Annotated in this window: 12 protein-coding genes; 6 read left to right on the top strand and 6 right to left on the bottom strand. The window is 35.2% G+C overall.

The genetic code is table 11. From position 1 onward, the window contains the following. The first annotated feature begins 40 nt into the window (after positions 1 to 40). Both MT391_RS03425 and MT391_RS03420 read left to right on the top strand, forming a co-directional pair. Positions 41 to 769 (top strand): SDR family oxidoreductase, encoded by a 729-nt coding sequence (locus MT391_RS03425; RefSeq protein ID WP_499496924.1) that lies wholly within the window; start codon positions 41 to 43, stop codon positions 767 to 769. Positions 770 to 907: 138 nt separating this feature from the next. Then, positions 908 to 2,440: a carbon-nitrogen hydrolase family protein gene (locus MT391_RS03420; RefSeq protein WP_166368316.1), complete on the top strand. Its 1,533-nt coding sequence runs from the start codon at positions 908 to 910 to the stop codon at positions 2,438 to 2,440. Between the two features lie 198 nt (positions 2,441 to 2,638). Here the strand turns inward: MT391_RS03420 and MT391_RS03415 are convergent, their stop codons facing one another. Further along, a complete protein-coding gene (locus MT391_RS03415; protein ID WP_166368314.1) occupies positions 2,639 to 4,087 on the bottom strand; it encodes a sensor domain-containing diguanylate cyclase in 1,449 nt (482 codons plus the stop codon). Between the two features lie 679 nt (positions 4,088 to 4,766). On the opposite strand from MT391_RS03415, the gene MT391_RS03410 reads away from it, so the two are divergent. From MT391_RS03410 to MT391_RS03400, 3 genes are all read left to right on the top strand, one after another. Next, positions 4,767 to 5,831, top strand: a complete 1,065-nt coding sequence (locus tag MT391_RS03410; RefSeq protein WP_499439082.1) for an OmpA family protein — start codon at positions 4,767 to 4,769, stop codon at positions 5,829 to 5,831. Between the two features lie 451 nt (positions 5,832 to 6,282). Next, positions 6,283 to 8,214 (top strand): sensor histidine kinase, encoded by a 1,932-nt coding sequence (locus MT391_RS03405; protein ID WP_499496923.1) that lies wholly within the window; start codon positions 6,283 to 6,285, stop codon positions 8,212 to 8,214. 133 nt (positions 8,215 to 8,347) lie between these two features. Further along, positions 8,348 to 8,773: a response regulator gene (locus MT391_RS03400; RefSeq protein WP_499496922.1), complete on the top strand. Its 426-nt coding sequence runs from the start codon at positions 8,348 to 8,350 to the stop codon at positions 8,771 to 8,773. A 37-nt stretch (positions 8,774 to 8,810) separates the two neighbouring features. Here the strand turns inward: MT391_RS03400 and MT391_RS03395 are convergent, their stop codons facing one another. Both MT391_RS03395 and MT391_RS03390 read right to left on the bottom strand, forming a co-directional pair. After that, positions 8,811 to 10,658 (bottom strand): putative bifunctional diguanylate cyclase/phosphodiesterase, encoded by a 1,848-nt coding sequence (locus MT391_RS03395; protein WP_499496921.1) that lies wholly within the window; start codon positions 10,656 to 10,658, stop codon positions 8,811 to 8,813. Positions 10,659 to 10,674: 16 nt separating this feature from the next. Continuing rightward, positions 10,675 to 11,790 carry an FIST signal transduction protein gene (locus MT391_RS03390; protein ID WP_499496920.1) on the bottom strand — a complete coding sequence of 372 codons (1,116 nt, stop codon included), beginning with the start codon at positions 11,788 to 11,790 and terminating at the stop codon, positions 10,675 to 10,677. 521 nt (positions 11,791 to 12,311) lie between these two features. On the opposite strand from MT391_RS03390, the gene MT391_RS03385 reads away from it, so the two are divergent. Next, on the top strand, positions 12,312 to 13,505 hold the full coding sequence (locus MT391_RS03385) for a potassium/proton antiporter (protein ID WP_499496919.1): 1,194 nt from the start codon (positions 12,312 to 12,314) through the stop codon (positions 13,503 to 13,505). A gap of 89 nt (positions 13,506 to 13,594) precedes the next feature. On the opposite strand, the gene MT391_RS03380 is transcribed toward MT391_RS03385, so the two are convergent. From MT391_RS03380 to MT391_RS03370, 3 genes are read right to left on the bottom strand one after another with little or no spacing between them, the layout of a single operon-like run. Next, entirely contained in the window at positions 13,595 to 15,022 is a 1,428-nt protein-coding gene (locus MT391_RS03380; protein ID WP_499496918.1) for a sensor histidine kinase, read from the bottom strand. Beyond that, on the bottom strand, positions 15,019 to 15,696 hold the full coding sequence (locus MT391_RS03375) for a response regulator transcription factor (RefSeq protein ID WP_299662814.1): 678 nt from the start codon (positions 15,694 to 15,696) through the stop codon (positions 15,019 to 15,021). The genes MT391_RS03380 and MT391_RS03375 overlap by 4 nt, the downstream gene beginning before the upstream one ends. Before the next feature lie 57 nt (positions 15,697 to 15,753). Beyond that, a complete protein-coding gene (locus MT391_RS03370; RefSeq protein ID WP_499496917.1) occupies positions 15,754 to 17,397 on the bottom strand; it encodes a phosphoethanolamine transferase in 1,644 nt (547 codons plus the stop codon). Positions 17,398 to 17,853: the final 456 nt, after the last annotated feature.

The raw sequence follows: 17,853 nt of genomic DNA, 5'->3' as shown, positions 1-17,853 counted from the left end.
AATAATATGATCCTATTGATACCGCTTCAGGGAGCGTTTAATGTCAGTCACGTTAAAACATAAAAATATTTTGGTAACCGGTGCAACATCTGGTATTGGTCGTTTGCTCACTGAGCGATTATCTACATTGGGATGTAATCTCGCTTTCTGTGGTCGCTCTAGTGAAAAGATGCAACAAGTTGTATCGAGTGTTACAAATTTGAACAGCGCGGCAAGCAAACACTATCATCAAGCTTTCGACATCAGTGATTACAATGCTATTGAACATTTTGTTAGCAATGCAACTTCGCATTTAGGTGACATCGATATTCTGATTAATTGTGCAGGAGCAAACACTTCTAGGGACTCAGTGGCAAACATTGATATTGAAGCGTTAGAGTGGATGCTGAAGGTTAACATGCTGGCACCTTGCGTATTCATGCAACAGGTTTATAAACAGTCTATGAAAGAGCAGCAAAAGGGCATGATTATTAATGTGATGTCAACGGTGTGTTCTTTTTCAAATGAAGGGATCGCCGGTTATACCGCTGCTAAATCTGGATTTGATGCGTTAACTAAAGTATTTAGAAAAGAAGTCAGAGAAGAGGGGATTAAGGTTTGTGCTATTTACCCTGGAGGTGTCGACACACCATTTCGAGATAGCGAACGACCTGAGTATCTTGAGCCTAATAGTGTTGTTGATGCGATCATCTATATGGCCAGTCAATCAAATAATGTCTGTGTTGATGAGTTGGTGGTGCGCCCTTTGATTGAGAAAAATTATTCATAAACAATCATTTATGTTTAGAAAATTAGAACGTGTTATGCAAGTACAGAAGTTGGTTATGGTTTATATCTATATTTTCTATAAACATAACAAAAACTCAAATATACTCAATACATCTATATAGTCACCTAGGGTTGTTCAATGCAAAACATAGAAAATGTAGAATTATCGATATTAAGTCTTGATGATTATCAGGAACTTAAAACGACCATGATTGAGGCTTACACCAATGTTTCTCTAGCGAGTGCTTATTGGGAAGAGCAGCATATTCAATCGTTAATTAGTAAATTCCCCGAAGGTCAGATAGTCATTAAAGTAAATAATCAGTTAGCTGGCTGTGCACTTTCTATACGCATTAATGATGCTGATTTTAATGATGCACATACCTATGATGATATTACAGGGACCGGAAAAGATACCTTTAACACTCATAATGACGACGGTGATACCTTGTATGGTATTGATGTCTTTATTAAAGCGGAGTTTAGAGGGTTACGCCTTGGTCGTCGTTTGTACGATTACCGTAAAGAGTTATGTGAAAGGTTGAATTTAAAAGGTATTACCTTTGGTGGTCGTATACCTAACTATCATAAATATTCAAATGAGTTATCTCCTAAGCAATACATTGATAAAGTAAAACGTAAAGAGATCCATGATCCGGTTTTAAACTTTCAAATCTCCAATGACTTTCATCCTGCTCGTATTTTAAAAGGTTATCTCGAGGGAGATAAAGGCTCTAATAATTATGCGGTATTGTTGAAATGGAACAATATTTATTATGAAGAGATAAATAAAAAAGAAGTGCCGACTAAAATGTTGGTACGCCTTGGTTTAATTCAATGGCAAATGCGACCTTATAAAAATCTTGATGAGTTAATGGAACAAGTTGAATATTTTGTTGATGCGGTCGCGGGTTATCGTTCAGACTTTGCACTGTTTCCTGAGTTTTTCAATGCACCTTTAATGGCTGAAAACAATCACCTAAGTGAACCACAAGCAATACGCGAGTTAGCTAAGCATACGGAAACTATTGTTCAAAAATTTACTGATTTAGCGATTAGTTACAATATTAATATTATCACTGGCAGCATGCCTGAAATTATAGGAGATCGTCTCTATAACGTCGGCTATCTATGTCGTCGAGATGGCACCAAAGAGCGTTTTGAAAAGCTTCACGTGACTCCCGATGAAGTTAAAGTTTGGGGAATGGACGGGGGCTCTCAATTACAAGCCTTTGATACGGATTGTGGAAAAATAGGTGTTTTAATTTGTTATGACTCAGAATTCCCTGAATTAAGCCGAATTCTAGCCGATGAAGGAATGGATATTTTATTTGTACCTTTCTTAACTGATACTCAAAATGGTTATTCTCGGGTGAGAAACTGTTCCCATGCTCGTGCGATTGAAAACGAATGTTATGTGGCGATTGCTGGTGGAGTAGGTAATTTACCTAAAGTGCATAATATGGATATTCAATACGCGCAGTCAGCTGTATTCACGCCTTGTGACTTCGCTTTCCCTGCTAACGGTATCAAAGCAGAAGCTACGCCCAATACTGAAATGATCTTGATTGCGGATGTTGATATTTATTTATTACGCGAACTTAATCAATTTGGAAGTGTGAAAAACTTAAAAGATAGACGTACAGATCTATTTGAATTGAGAAAGCGTTAATAGCTTGTACCTTCATAACCCGAACTTTTATAAATCGGGCCGTCATAGCCCATACTTTCATTAGTCGGGGCTCAGTAACAGTACGACGGTGAGTAAAGTTAACTCACCATCGTGCTTTTACTGAATACCGTTACTGAATACTGTTACTGAAAAATATTCAGCTTCTAATTATAGTAATTTCATTAAGTCTGTGAATAGCTATTTAGCAGAATCAGGATAAATCTCCGTTCTATTCCTGCCCTTTTCTTTAGCTAAATACAAGGCTTTATCTGCATCTTCGAACAGTGTCTCTTGGGTATCATTTGCGAGCATCGTTTTTACTCCAATGCTAATAGTCACCGAAATTGATTTACCAGCAAATGTAATGATCAAATCCTCTATACTTTTTCGAACCAACTCAGCGACTTTATAAGCTTGGTCTTTGCCACTTTCAGGTAAAAGAATTAAGAATTCTTCACCTCCCCATCGAAAAATAATATCAGATTCTCGAATATTTCTTTTGACGTCTTGTACTAAGGTTTTTAAAACTACATCCCCAGTCGGATGTCCGTAGGTATCGTTAATTTGTTTAAAATAATCAATATCTAACATCAGCGCGGATAATGAAGTTTGTGTTCTTTTTGATTGCGCGTGTGCTTGTTTAAATAGGGCGTCAAAAATTTGCCGATTAGCACAGCCTGTTAATTTATCCGTGGTAGCCATTGTTTCTAACTTCCTTTGATAGCCAGAGATAATTAAATGCACAAAGGCAACCAAAATAAGTGAAATCACAAAACTAACGCTTAAATTAAGGATTAACGTATTTTCAATTCGCTGTTCAGCTTCATTTTCTTTCTGCGCAACAATTAAGTACCAGTCAAATTCAGGTACAAAGCGACTATTAAGATAATGCTTTTGACCGTCTTCTTCGTACTCTATCGAATTTGTGGTTGTATCAAGTATCTGTGGTACAAATTCGGATAAACCTTTATTCTGATGGATATTAATATGTGTATTACTAGCAACGCCACTGAGTACTATCTCACCATTTTTATCAATAAAGTAGATTTCTCTGTTGTAACGATTTTTGTAATTTTCTATTAATTTTTGTACCGCATTAACGGCCAAGCCAACCCCAATTGCACCAATATAATTACCATCATAGTCATAAACTCGATAATTAATAAAGATAGTAAATGACGTGCGATTAGCTGTATCCACATCAACATTAATTTCATAATCTGACGTCATTTTTTGTACTCTAAAATACCAGTCGTCTTGCTTATCTAATGGGCTGACAGGTTTTAATATCCCCGTTGAATGGTAATAGTGACGAGTTTTATCCGAGACAAAGAAGCTGGTTACTGTACCGTAATGTAATTGCACTTCATTAAGGTATTTAATAATGGCTGTTTCATCCTCTTCCCCGTTTATTACCCAATCACGTACAAAGGTATCCTTAGCCATCATAGATGAAATAAAAATGGGTCTTAACAAATCTCGTTGAATTTCTGAATAAATATTATCACTGGTGAGTGGTAACGTGCTTTTGGCTATTTGTGTTCTGATCGATTCATTGGCTGTGTAGTAACTAACGAGGCTAATAAATAAAAAACCAGACATCAGTAAAGCAATTAACAATATAAACCGTAATTTTCTATTCCACATTAAAAGTCCTTTTCCTGTTACTTTATTCTTTCAGAGAGGAGCTGAAAGGTTGTATCGATATTATCCATTGTCGACTTTATTCGATCGACTATTGCGCTAACTTTACTAACCAATGATCTTTAAAAGTAAAGCATAACTTGTGCCATTAAATAATGTTTCAGCTTTTATCAACAGCTAAATTTTTTATGCAAGTTTGATCTTATGTCCTATAGCTTTCGTAGGTATATCCGTTACAAATCAAATGCGCTAGATAGAATATTAGCGTTAGACGTAACATGATGAATTTTCGAACGATTATCTTTGTCACTCCGATAACGGAATATTAGTGATAAATGACATTTTAAAGATGATATTAAAACTCATAAAGAGACTTTAATTTGATATTTGTACCTATAAATAGATAGTTTTTTGAAATTGTAATAATTTGAATATCATTTAAATATAAGGTGTTTTGATAGTAAACGTAATCTATTGAAGTATGGTGTTAACGTGTTGTTTTTACTTTTATTTCAATTTATTCAATGAGTTGGAAATTTGCTTTTATTTCCCAGTAATTTTAGGCTAAAAAAATAGATAAAATATCTAATTTTAGCTTTGCAAATCAATAACGACTATGATATTTTTTTACCTTAGTTTGATGGTACTTTTACCAGCTAAATTAACTATATGGAACATGGATATGATTAAACGTAAATTACCCCTTCTTGTTAGCGCATTGCTACTTGGCCAATTTCTTCCTGCTCATGCAGATCAACCTGATGCTGAAACGTTAGTCGGAAACGTTTACGGTGGTATTCACGGTGCTTACCTTAAAGCTGATAATGACCGTTTAGATGGTACTGGCGATCAATTCAATAACGCTGGCGGTGCTGGTGTTGAATTGGGTTATCGTGTTTCAGCTCCTCTAGAGCTGCGTTTATCTTACACAAACTTTACTGCTGATCTTAAGCAAGGTAGTGATCTTGATAACCTAAATAAATACTCGTTTGATGCTCTTTTCTTCCCAACAGGAAAGAACATTTATTTATTAGGTGGTGTTAGCGCATTAGATTTTGAAGCTGATGCTGAAGCAGCAGTTAATGTTGGTCTTGGTTACCGTCAATACTTCACTGACCAATTTGCTGGTTATGTTGAAGGTAAAGGTAGTTACCAATTTGACGAGAAATTTACTGATGCAATCGCTCAAGTAGGTTTAGTGTATTTCTTTGATAAAAATGATAAAGCATTACCACCAGTTAAAGCTGAACCAGTAGCTTACGTTGCACCTGTTGCAATGGATACTGATAAAGATAGTGTTGTTGACGGTACTGACCAATGTCCAGCTACACCTATGTCTAATAAAGTAGACGAAGTAGGTTGTACTATTTTTGCTGAAGAAAACCTTTCATACCGCTTAGCTGTTAACTTTGATAACAATAAAGCTGTTGTTAAACCTGAGTACTTTTCTGAGCTTGATAAAGTAGCAACATTCCTTAAAACTTACCCGCACGTAGACATTACGGTTGACGGTTACAGTTCAGTATTAGGTAAAGCAGATTACAACTTACAATTATCACAAAAACGTGCTGATGCAGTTGCTGCTATGTTGACTTCTAAATACGGTATTGATGCAAATCGCATGAAAGCTGTTGGTCACGGTGAAACAAACCTACTTGATACAAGTAATACTCGTGCAGCTCACAAAATGAATCGTCGTATCGAAATTAACATCGACGAAACTCGTAAAGTGCCAGTTACTCGTTAATATACTTGCATAATTAAACTCTCCTAACTTGTTGGGAGAGTTTTTCTTTTTTCTATAACTCTATAGCATTAAATCCACTCTATTTAACCCTATAAAAACGACCTCTTCCTTTTACCAAATCATTATAATTCATTGTTTTTGAATATTTATTAGCATGTGTTCATTGTTGCTTTCTGATCTCTCATCATTGATTTTATGAGTTTTTTTCGTGCACTATCCTCTGATGTACATATAATAGTTATCTGTATCTATACCCGTTACCATTCAAAATGAAAAAATAAGCAAACAGTGAGCTAAATAAGCTTCAGGTATGATACTGAGAGCGGACTGTTAAATTTTGTGAATAAGGTAATCATTTACATCAAATTACGTTTTGAGATAAGCGATTTTTTCTGTGCAATATTTACAACACTTATTTAATACAATTGGGTATAACAAGGATTTTTAAAAAGTGAATACATTTTCAATTAAGTCATTACTATTAGCGATTGTTATCAGTTTTCTTGGTATTTTCTCTACTTATACTATTTCATTAAAAGTAACCGAGCGGCTAAAAGCTGAAAGTTATCAAAAAATAGAAAATGTTGCGGAGCAGATTTCTATTCGCTTTCAAGATGCTATTGACAAGTCAATCAATGACTTGCAAGGTCTTCAGGCATTTTATAGTGCGAATAAGCAGCATTTATCCCTACTTGAATTTAATCAATACATGAAAGTGCTAAACATTAATGAGCGTGAATATATCCAAGCACTTAGCTGGGTTCCTCTGGTGAAATACAGCGATAAAGAACAACTTGAAACTGAAATAAAAGCACAGCAACCTGACTTTGAAATCTTAGAAAGAGGTGAGCAAGGTAAATTGGCGAGTAGTGCGATAAGACCCTATTACACCCCTGTTGTTTATGTTAGTAACTATGACGCTAATAAGAATGCTGTGGGATTTGACCTTAATAGTAATGAAATACGTAGCTACTCGCTAGAATTGGCAAGAGACAGCGGTAATATGACCACCACTGCAAAGATTCAGCTAATACAAGATAATGCAGCTTCTATTGGGGGAGCGGTTGGTGTTTTAATTATTGCACCGGTATATCAACAAGACCTTCCAACTGCAAACACCGAACAGCGTACTAGTGCCTTGATTGGTTATGTCACCGGTGTATTTAAAATTGATACATTAATGGAAAATGCAAAAGCCCGCGCCGATATCGAAGATTTAGAGTTGAGTTTGGTCGATCTTAATCAAGATAGTGGTGGATTACTTTATGGGCAGGCTAAGCATCAAGAATTTTTTAGTTTTGATATCACTATTCCTCAACGTAAATGGCAGTTGAATATTTCGCTAAAGGATATGCTACTAGAAGATATTGAGTCTCCAGCTGTGATTAAATTGATTTTATTCGGTGGCATTGTGATTAGCTTATTATTAGCTTTTGCTATTTATGCATTACAAGTTGCTGTTATTAGAGCTAAAAATATTAGTCATTTAAGTGAAGCACTGCAGAATCAAAATAGTCAATTGGAGAAAAAAGTGGTTGAGAGGACTCAATCTTTAGCCGATAAAAATGCACAACTAAAAGATAATATTGATGAGCTTACCGCACAGAGAGGCCTTTTATCTAGCTTAATGAAAGAAGCTGACGCTGCTAAGGTACTTGCTGAATTAAGGGCGGTTGACCTTGCTCGTTCAAATAAAGATCTAGACGAATTTGCTTATGTTGCATCACATGATTTAAAAGCACCATTACGTGGCATTGATCAGCTTGCTACGTGGGTTGTAGAGGATCTTGAGGAAGGAAATTTAGAAGAAATACCTTCACACCTTAAGATGATGCGTAATCGAATACAACGTTTGGAAACATTGTTAAATGATTTATTAACGTACTCACGAGCCAATCGCCAAGAAAAGAGCATCTCAAAAATTGATGCAAATATTGTTATTAATGATCTATTTCATTTAGTTGCGCCACTTGATGGCTTTAGCTTAATTATTAAAAACAACTTACCAACCTTTTTAACATATAGAGCTCCCTTTGAACAAGTGATTAGAAACTTGTTAAGTAATGCAATTAAGCACCATGATAAAAAACAAGGGAATATTAAAATAGGTTGTACAGAAACAGAGTTATTCTATCAATTTAGTATAGAAGATGATGGGCCAGGCATTGCATCTGATTACCATCAAGATATATTCAAAATGTTTAAAACGTTAAGGCCTCGCGATGAGACTGAAGGCAGTGGTATGGGGTTAGCGCTGATTAAAAAAATAGTTGAGCATTATTCCGGTGAAGTGACTGTCGAGTCTGCATTAGGTGAAGGCTGTACCTTTTACTTCACTTGGCCGAAGGGTGAAATAGAGTTCAATAAGATGGATCAGAGGTAGTTAAGGTATAATCACAATCACCATATCAATAAAGTACTGCTCTATTTAATGAAAATAACTATCTAGTGATTTTCTACGAAAACTAAATGTGGCGGTTCAATCAGGATAATATAGTTAAAAGGATATAGTTATAATGAGTAGTCATTATGGAGAAGTCAGCATTTTATTAGTAGAAGATGATGATATAGATGCAAAAGCAGTAGAGAGAGGCTTTGCTAAATTAAAGTTAGCTAATCCCATTATTAAAACTAAAAATGGCCTAGAGGCATTAGAGTTGTTGCGACAACCTGATGCAATACAGCGCCCATATCTGATTCTACTGGATCTTAATATGCCGATCATGGGTGGCTTAGAATTTCTAAAAATAATTCGTCAGGATGAAGAGTTAAAAAATACTATTATTTTTGTTTTAACTACATCATCGGCTGACCAAGACTTAGTCGCTGCTTATAATGAAAATATTGCCGGTTATATCGTTAAATCCGATGTAAAAGGTGGCTTTGATAAGGTCATTAAGTTGTTAGATTGTTATTGGCGAGTAGTAATGCTACCGACATAGCCTATATTTTTTAATATAGACTGCATAAGTGGTTAAATTACATGGCTATTTTATTCGCTTTTAATTTTATAGCCATCTGTAGCTTCTCGAATTCGATAGGATGGCTAAAATAGTAACCTTGATAATGATAACAACCTAGCTGAACTAGACAGTCTAACTCTTCTTTTTTCTCAACACCTTCTGCTATCACCGTCATGTTCAAACTTTTAGCTAACTCGATAATCATACCTGCAATCGCAGTATTACTTTTATCCTTGTGAATATCGGTCACAAAATAACGGTCAATCTTAAGTAATGTCGCAGGCAAGCGCTTTAAGTAAGCTAGTGAAGAATAACCTGTTCCAAAATCATCAATTGCGCATTCCACTCCAAAACGATGCAACTTTTCTAAGCTCTCTATGGATAACTCTATATCGCCCATCATTATACTTTCGGTAATTTCTATTTTTAAACGAGAAGGGGAGATTTGGCTTTCTTCTACCGCTGAAATAATGGTTTGCACAAAGTTGTGCTTTGCTAATTGTTTAGCACTGATATTAATTGAAATTTGCTTAAAAGAATCAGGTAGGTCGAGCTGCTCTAACTTTTTGATGTCAGCACATGCTTGCTTTAATACATAGCTCCCTATTTGTATAATCAGGTCACTTTCTTCTGCAATAGGGATGTAAATTCCCGGGGATTCGTAGCCCCGTAATGGATTATTCCAGCGCAGTAATGCCTCCGCTCCAACTATATTTTTAAGGTGGTCATATTGCGGTTGATAATGTAATTCAAAGTTATTATTTTTGAGGGCTTGCTTTATTTCCTGTGTATAAGTGATGTGTTCATTGAGTTGTACTGACATGTTATTGTTGTAGGCAAGCGCTTTGTTTTTACCTTTTTTAAAGGCTTCATACATGGCAATACTCGCATTCTTCAGTACATCCTGAACGCTCTTATTCGTATCATTAAATACTTCATAGCCAATGAAGCAGGAAACAGAAAAACGTCCTTCAGATAGCTCAAGCGGTATCTCAATGGCAAATACAATATCTGCGATAACACCATTAATAATTGATTTCATTTCAAGCGGGTTAACGGGTAAGCCTTTTAATAACACGATAAATTCATGGCCATCGAATCTTGCGACGGTAGCAAGGTTTCTTACAGTATTACGTAGTCTATTTGCCACTTGTCGTAATACTTTATCACCAACATGGTAGCCCATTACATCGTTTATATTTTTAAATTTATCTAAATTAATTAATAATATTGCACCTGTGTTTTCCTGTTGTGCGCAATTATCAATGGCTTTAGCTATGCGTTGCTGCATTTCCATTCGATTGAATAAACCGGTGAGAAAATCATGTGAGGCTTGGTAACTGATTTTTTCTTCAATCTGTTTTCTGGTTTTAATTTCTAATACTAGTGACCGGTGATTAATAGAGGCGATACTGCTTGTTGCCAGTTTTTTTAATACAGGGGTTAATGCATTTCGAATTGCTTCACCTAATTGCTGCTTTCGCTCAATAGCTAATACACCAAAATCACCAATTTTAAATAAATGATAAAGGCTCGATTCATATTCAATAACATCAATGACTAAGTTATCTGTAAAGAAAGCATTAACGATATTGGCGAGAGGTTGGTTATGACTTGCTAGCAATCCATGTTTTTTCATTGGAAAACTTAAATAATGACCTAATTTCACACTTGAATCTTTACTCTTTTGATGGACTGGATTTTTATTTTTATCTTGTACCAGAAAAACATGGCAATTAGTTGAATTTAAACTGAGGCAACAGAGGCGTAAAAATTGATGCAACATTTTTTTAAGATCGGAGTCTTTACCTATCGCCAGTACTAGCTGGTGTTGGATAGACATAATGTGCATCGCTGTATTCATAAGTTATCCAGAATAATTAAAAAGACCCGAGAACGGTTGATTTATTAAGTAAGCGTATTGAACCACAAGGGGTATTAGCTATTTCTCCTATTGCCATTGCACCGACTAAACAGGTGTTAGGAAACGGATGTTGTATTACTTCAAGTTCATCATTGATGCTATCGCCCATGAAAAAATCACGGCTGATACAATCAAATAATAATAGTGTATTGAGTGGGCCTTGCTGTAATAAATTTTGAGCGACTTCTTTACTTGCGTCGATCATTTTCTCTTGGCTACTTTGCAAGAGGTAGACCATTGAATTGACTGGTACATTTCCTACACACTCCAAATAGGAGCCATTTGTTTGAATAGGATCTCGGACTAATATTTCGCCATCTAAAGAGATAATGCCTAAAGGATGATTTTTCGCAAATGTGTCAAAGAAATCTGCGCACAGCGGCGTAGAAGATCTACTTTGTATTATTTCCTTATAAATATCAAAGGTTGGTTTATAATTTAATGAATAAACAAAATGTCCCTCCGATGACGTGACTAAATAAGGACCATCAAGCAGCTCCCAACCATGTCCAATACTATTGTTTATTGGGCAAGGCAAAGCAATGACTTGTGTTATGCCTCTTACTAATCCTTGATTGGTAAAAATAACGGGATTGTTTGCATCATCTAAAGATCCTGCTCCCCCACCTATGGTTGTTACACCCGAACCCATAAAATCATAAAAATGATCAATAAAATTCTCACTTTTACTGCATAACGCATCGGAGATAATGATGAAGTCCTGATAGCTTTCGATCTTTTCACTTTTTGTATGAATATAATGCTTTAAGTCTGGATCTGATTTATTAATCATAGAATAATTTACTATTTCAGGTTCTATCATTAACCCTATTACAATTGCGCCCTGTGTATAGTTTTTACCTTGGTAAATTATTTTAGGAAATATTCCTCCGCACAAAGGCAATGAGCATGCTACTAACATGCCATTTATTTTTTTAGCATCGTAAGCATTATTAATACAAGTAAGCAATAAAATGCCATTAGCACCATCTTCTATTACACTCTTTATGGCCTTACTTAATTCATCTAAAGAAGGGCTATTTGTAAATTTTATGATGGAAGCCGGGGACATGTCGTCAATTCCTAAGTTCAGAATATCAATTTTAGGGTATTAAAGTGATGACCTAATAAATTGATAAAATACATATATATACTCTATCTAATTTCTCTATAAAATCCTATAAAGTTTTGATTTGCATTCATTTGTTTGTGACTCATAACTCCCTTGAGAATAATTATCATTAACTTATTTCAATAATCTATTTAAATATTTCTTTTGCTGCATATTTATTGCTTTTTTATCTCCTTAACCTTCGCATAAGCATTCTTATTATTGCGGTAGCAATTGCTATTGAAGCAATTTATAAAGCGCTTTATAAATAAGGCTAGCCTAGGTATTATGTATAAAAAAATAGATCTTAATCACTGAAAAAATATTATAACTCCCACTTATTTACTGCTTTATTAATTATTTTATGAAGCAGATATACAACATTGGCTTTGTATCAACTTACTCATTTATGAAGTGATTGACCCTTTTCCTAACATTAACAATCCATATTCAACACTTATTAACAGGAAGATAAACAAAAAATGTCATACCAACTTGTATTGATCTGTATTGCGGCTTTAATTGGCATTGGTATTCTTTTACACCACCCATCACGGACTTTTGGTATCCCTTCGTTGCTTATTTTTATGGGGGTAGGCTTGTTATTTGGTAATGGTGAGTTTAATTTTGTTTATGATAATTTTGCTTTAACTTCTTTGGTAGGAAGTATTGCTCTGAACATTATTGTTTTTGTTGGGGGGTTAAATACATCTAAGGAAAGTGTCCGGATTGCTTATCGAGAAGGTGGCGTATTGTCAACGTTAGGGGTGTTACTGACGACCTTCTTTTTTGCCATTCTGCTTTCTTATTTTTTAGATTTTTCTTTTATTATCTGTTTGTTATTTGCGGCCATTGTTTCTTCAACAGATGCAGCGGCTGTCTTCTCCATATTACACTCTAAAAAAATTAAATTAAAAGAGCAAACTGATACGGTATTGGAGTTTGAATCAGCGACCAATGACCCTATAGCATTGATCTTGGTTGTTTTATTAACTGAGTTAGCGCTTGCCCCTGACAGTGGTGTTTCTGTAAGCCGTATTAGTATTGAATTAGTTACACAAATTTTTAGTGCATTATTTATCGCTTTTATTGTGGGTAAATTATGTGTGTGGTTACTTAACCATATTAAACTCGAAGAATATGGTCTAATTCCGGTTTTTGTTCTGGTCAGTTTTGTCTTAGCTACTTATGGTAGTGAGCTGGTTGGCGGTAATATTTTATTAGCGTCTTATGTGGCTGGTGTTGTGATTGGTAATGGCATTAAACGGGGCAAAGAAATTACTAAGCACTTTTTTAATAGTTTATCTTGGTTAGCGCAAGCATTAATGTTTATTGCGCTTGGTTTGCAAATGTTTCCGCATCATCTTTTCGATGTGCTTTATTCATCTTTATTACCCGCGCTATTATTAATTTTTGTAGCGAGACCGTTGGCGGTTCAAATTTGCTATCTGTTTTTCCCTAAAGCCAGTTGGCGGAAACGACTATTTATTTCATCTATAGGCCTTAAAGGAGCGACGCCAATTGTTTTTGCATTGATTCCCGCCGCTGCCGGTATTGAATCATCATTAACCATAGTCAATATGGTATTTTTTATTGTTTTAATCTCAGTGTTTTTTCAAGGGGCTGCGATTAAACCCCTGGCTAAAAAATTACAACTTAATATCGAACCAGGATAAAAATAGTTTGAGCTTTTATCGCCATTTTTTGTAGCAACTTACTCCTGTTTTATACAAAGCAGTTAAGTGAAAATGGCCATAAAATAAATTTAGATTTTATTAAGTCCAAGTGTGAACTGGATTGTTTCTTGGTCTGGTTGCGAGACTTCGATGGTGTAATTGTTCAGTAAACACAATTTTTTCACAATCGCTAATCCCAAACCATAATGTTGATTTTCAGTGCGCGCAGAATCTATTTGATAGAGAGGCTTAAAGAGTTGCTGTAATTGCTCTGGAGAAATCGGCTGTATTAATTTGTTCTGTATAATTATATATATTCTATGGTCATCTTGTTTAGTTATAGTTAAATCAACCGTTGAGTGAGCTGGGCTGTAAAATAGCGCATTGTTTATTAAGTTTGAGGTAATAATATTAAAGCTAATCACATCTAAATTAACTGATGATTTATTTAATAAATTAGTGAGTTTGATCCTATCTAAAGCACCTTGATTGGTACTTTCAATGGTCGTAATAATTTCATTGATTTGCTGGAGTAGCACAATATCCTCGTTCTGCTGTTTGAGTAAATATTGATCGCTCTGGTTTAACATCATTAAGTTATTAACGATATGCTTCATGCGTTGTGCGATGGACAACATATCCTGTGAGTAACTGTCTGAAATTCGATGATCATCAGGGTATTGTATATGTAGTTCACTGAGGCTAATAATCTCCGCAATAGGCGTTTTAAGTTCATGCGCAATATCCGCAGATAAACGTTTCTCTTCCTGCAATGTTTGTTGTGAAAACTCAATAAAACGTAACAATTCCGCTCGAATAGGCGCTATTTCAATATGTTCATTAGGGATTTTAGACAGCGACGACGTTGCTTTATCTATTTTTAAGTGGGCTATTTCATTGTTTAGTAAAATCAGGGGTTTTAATCCTTTATCTATCTGGGCAATGACCAAATAACGAATACCGATGATTAACGTAAAGAACAGTAACCAAAAGAGAATATCAAGCACAAGCAAAGCCTGAGAAAAGTCTTCATCGGAGACCGTGACTGTAAAAAAAGCAGTGTGTTGAAAAGGCGCCACAGTATTCCGTAAACGTTTGGGAACCTGTGGGTGAAAGTAACTCATTATGGCGCGACCCGAACGACCATCGGGTAATTCAACATCAATCATTTTTGAGCTATTAATCGGCAGAGCTTGTTTGACTAATTGCTCTTCCGGAAAGGCGCGTAAAGATCGCGATCTTTCAAAGGGTTTCTCATCAACCCATAATTGAAAATATTGAGATTTTTTTGGGTTTGAAAATTCCGGCATAAACTCATCGGAAAAGTCAAACTCGACACCATTTTTATTTACTTCTACCAATGTTTTTAGGTAGTTAGATTTAGTGGTTAAACTCTCATCAAATTTATCTTTTACCCAATCATCTAAGACAATATCGATAGCAATAAAAATGCTAAATAATATGATCGCTGGAATGATAGTGATCGCGCGAACAATATCTTTTTTTATTGATTTCATTCTGTTTGCTCTAATAAGTAACCAAAGCCACGTTTATTTTTGATCGGGAGTACACCACCAAGCAACTTAGTTTTTCGCCTTACCGATGATAAGTGCGCCTCGATACTATTTTTAGATAACTCATCAAAATGCCCAACGACTGCTTCACTTATTTTACTGGTGCTAACTATATTGCCTTTAGCACTAAAAATAGCTTCAATAATTTTAAACTCATTTTTAGTCAGGTCAATTGGACTATTTTGGTAAGCAAAACTTTTTTGTTGAGTATCGAGAACAAAATCATCTTGTCTAATAACATTGTTAAAGTGCGAGATTTCGCCTCTTTTTTGAATACTCATGATACGTGCATGCAGTTCATCAAATGAGAAAGGTTTAACTAAGTAATCATCGGCGCCTGCCAATAAACCATTAACGCGGTCATCCACGGTGACTCGTGCAGACAGAATAATTACCTTGCTGTGTATATTTTCTTGGCGCAGGGTTTTAAGTATGGTCATGCCGTCGATATTTGGCAGCATGAGGTCTAAAATAATAAGGTCAAAGGGATTATAAAGAGCGAGGTTTAAACCTTCACTACCGTCGCCTGTAGCTTCAACAGTGAAGCCTAAATTGCTCAAACCAACAATTAAGCTTCTGCGTAAATGTTGAGAATCTTCTATTACTAAAATTTTCATTTCAAATCTCTATACTAATTATTGCTGTTAGTTACTATTTATAGCGATGGACAATGACTAAGTGCTTACTTTACAGGTGTTAGTAATATCTAATGCACTTTGCCTTTGCTTGGTACTAACACCATAAAAACCTAATAAGGTATGAAATAGGTTGTCATGTGATACGGCATCATTGTGTGCTCGTTTTTCAAGACAGTTTTTATTGATGCCTTGATTGGTAAAGTAATCATCCGTTGCCCACATAAACCAAGGTACATGAGTTTGCTCATCGGGCGCGACAACATAAGGCGTTCCATGCAAATATAAACCATTTTCACCTAACGATTCCCCATGGTCCGAAAGGTAAAAAAGTGCAACATTGTAAGTGTCTTGATACTGCTTTAGCATGGTAATGGTTTCAGCCAATATAAAATCGGTATAGGCAATAGTATTATCATAAACATTTACAATCTCTTGGTCACTGCAATTCTCAATATCACTACGCTCACAAGTTGGTTTAAATAAAGCTTTATCCTGCGGGTAGCGTTGATAATAAGTAGGGCCGTGGCTACCGATTAAATGTAATGCAAATAGCTTATTCTGCTGTGGCTCTTGCTCTATTAGCCCTGGAAGCTGGCGTAATAAGACTTGGTCGTAACAGCTATGTTTATTACACAAATCGCTATTGTCTGCTTTATTAACCTCTAATTTTACTAAATTTTGTGCAACTTGTTTATCACCTCCATCATTATCTAACCACTTTACCTGTACACCGGCATAAGTTAATACATCTAATACATTATCTTGGTTTATCGCTCGTTCTTTTTTGTATTCTGAACGACTCATATTTGAAAATAAACAGGGTAATGACACTGCAGTAGCAGTACCACAAGTGGTGACATGTTGAAATGAAATAATGCCCATCTTCTGCGTATAAGGGTTGGTATTGCGCGTATAACCATTGTAAGCAATATTTTGCGCTCGGGCTGTTTCTCCGACAACAAAAACCATTAAGGTAGGCTTGTTATTAGTAGCTGGAACAAGCTTGGCGTCTTGCCCTAATTTTGAGTAGGCAATGGGTTTATTTAAGTAATTTTTCTTAACATATTTGAATGTATTATAAACATGAGCGGGGTTAATCATCTTGTTCAAATAACTGTTATTACGACCTATTGATGCATAATCTTTATAATAAAAAACAGCAATTAACGCAATAATACTAACCATTCCAATCAATAAAGCGGCTTTTAAGAATAAAGTTTTAAGTACGCTGTTGTTATAAGTTATTTTTACTTTTAACAGTAAAAAAGCAGGGAGCACTCCAAGTAAAATAAAAAATAAAACGGCACTTAAATTTAAATATGAAAATGCTTCTCCGCTATTTGTTTCAAAAATATTTTCCATCATGGTGTAATCAAACATGATGTTATATGTAGCACTCGCATAAAAAGCCAATGCAGAGGTTAATATTAATGGGATCACTATTATTTTAAATAAATAAGGCCAAGCTAACAGTGTAAAAATAATCACAAAAGCACAGATTAATAAAAGGTGACTTATTAAATATAGTGGCAAATCATATGCCGATAATTGATAAACCTTTTGAATAATAGGGTGGTTTAGTACGATTGCAAAATAGCTTGCGAGTAAGATAACGACAAGGTTTACATTTAAAGAAAATTGAGTCGATAACCCAAGCTTTTTAAGTACATCATTTTTCATTTTTAAATCCATATTCTAGGAGAATATGGACATGTTATGTGCCAAAACTTAAGGGAGTCTGAAGACAAACTGAAAGTCTACTGATCTTATACCCATCACCATTCAAAGTGCAAAAATCAAAAAGCCGTGAAATGGATAGATACCAGTTATAAAGGTAAAGATTTAACGGATTAAATCGAAACGTTATGTCCATTTTATAACAGAAGCTAAAATGCTTGGCTCATGACTTGCCTAGCGAGTCACCTACTCGAACACCAATACTGCGTTGTAGCATTCGATAAGGACTGGCCATTGTCATCCTGTTCGGCCTTGTCTTGCTGCCCTAGTTAGCGGCTGAATAATACATCTTGATTGGTAACGGGTATGGTTAAAGTATTCATTAAGCTTTTCGAATTTATACCTGACCACAATTAAAAAATCATTGAATACTGCTAATACTTAATAGCCGCATTCAAT

The sequence above is a fragment of the Vibrio sp. 1-Bac 57 genome, from assembly GCF_037546855.1.
In the GTDB taxonomy this organism is placed as follows: Bacteria; Pseudomonadota; Gammaproteobacteria; order Enterobacterales; family Psychromonadaceae; genus Psychromonas.
This window is presented reverse-complemented; position numbering and strand designations above follow the sequence as displayed.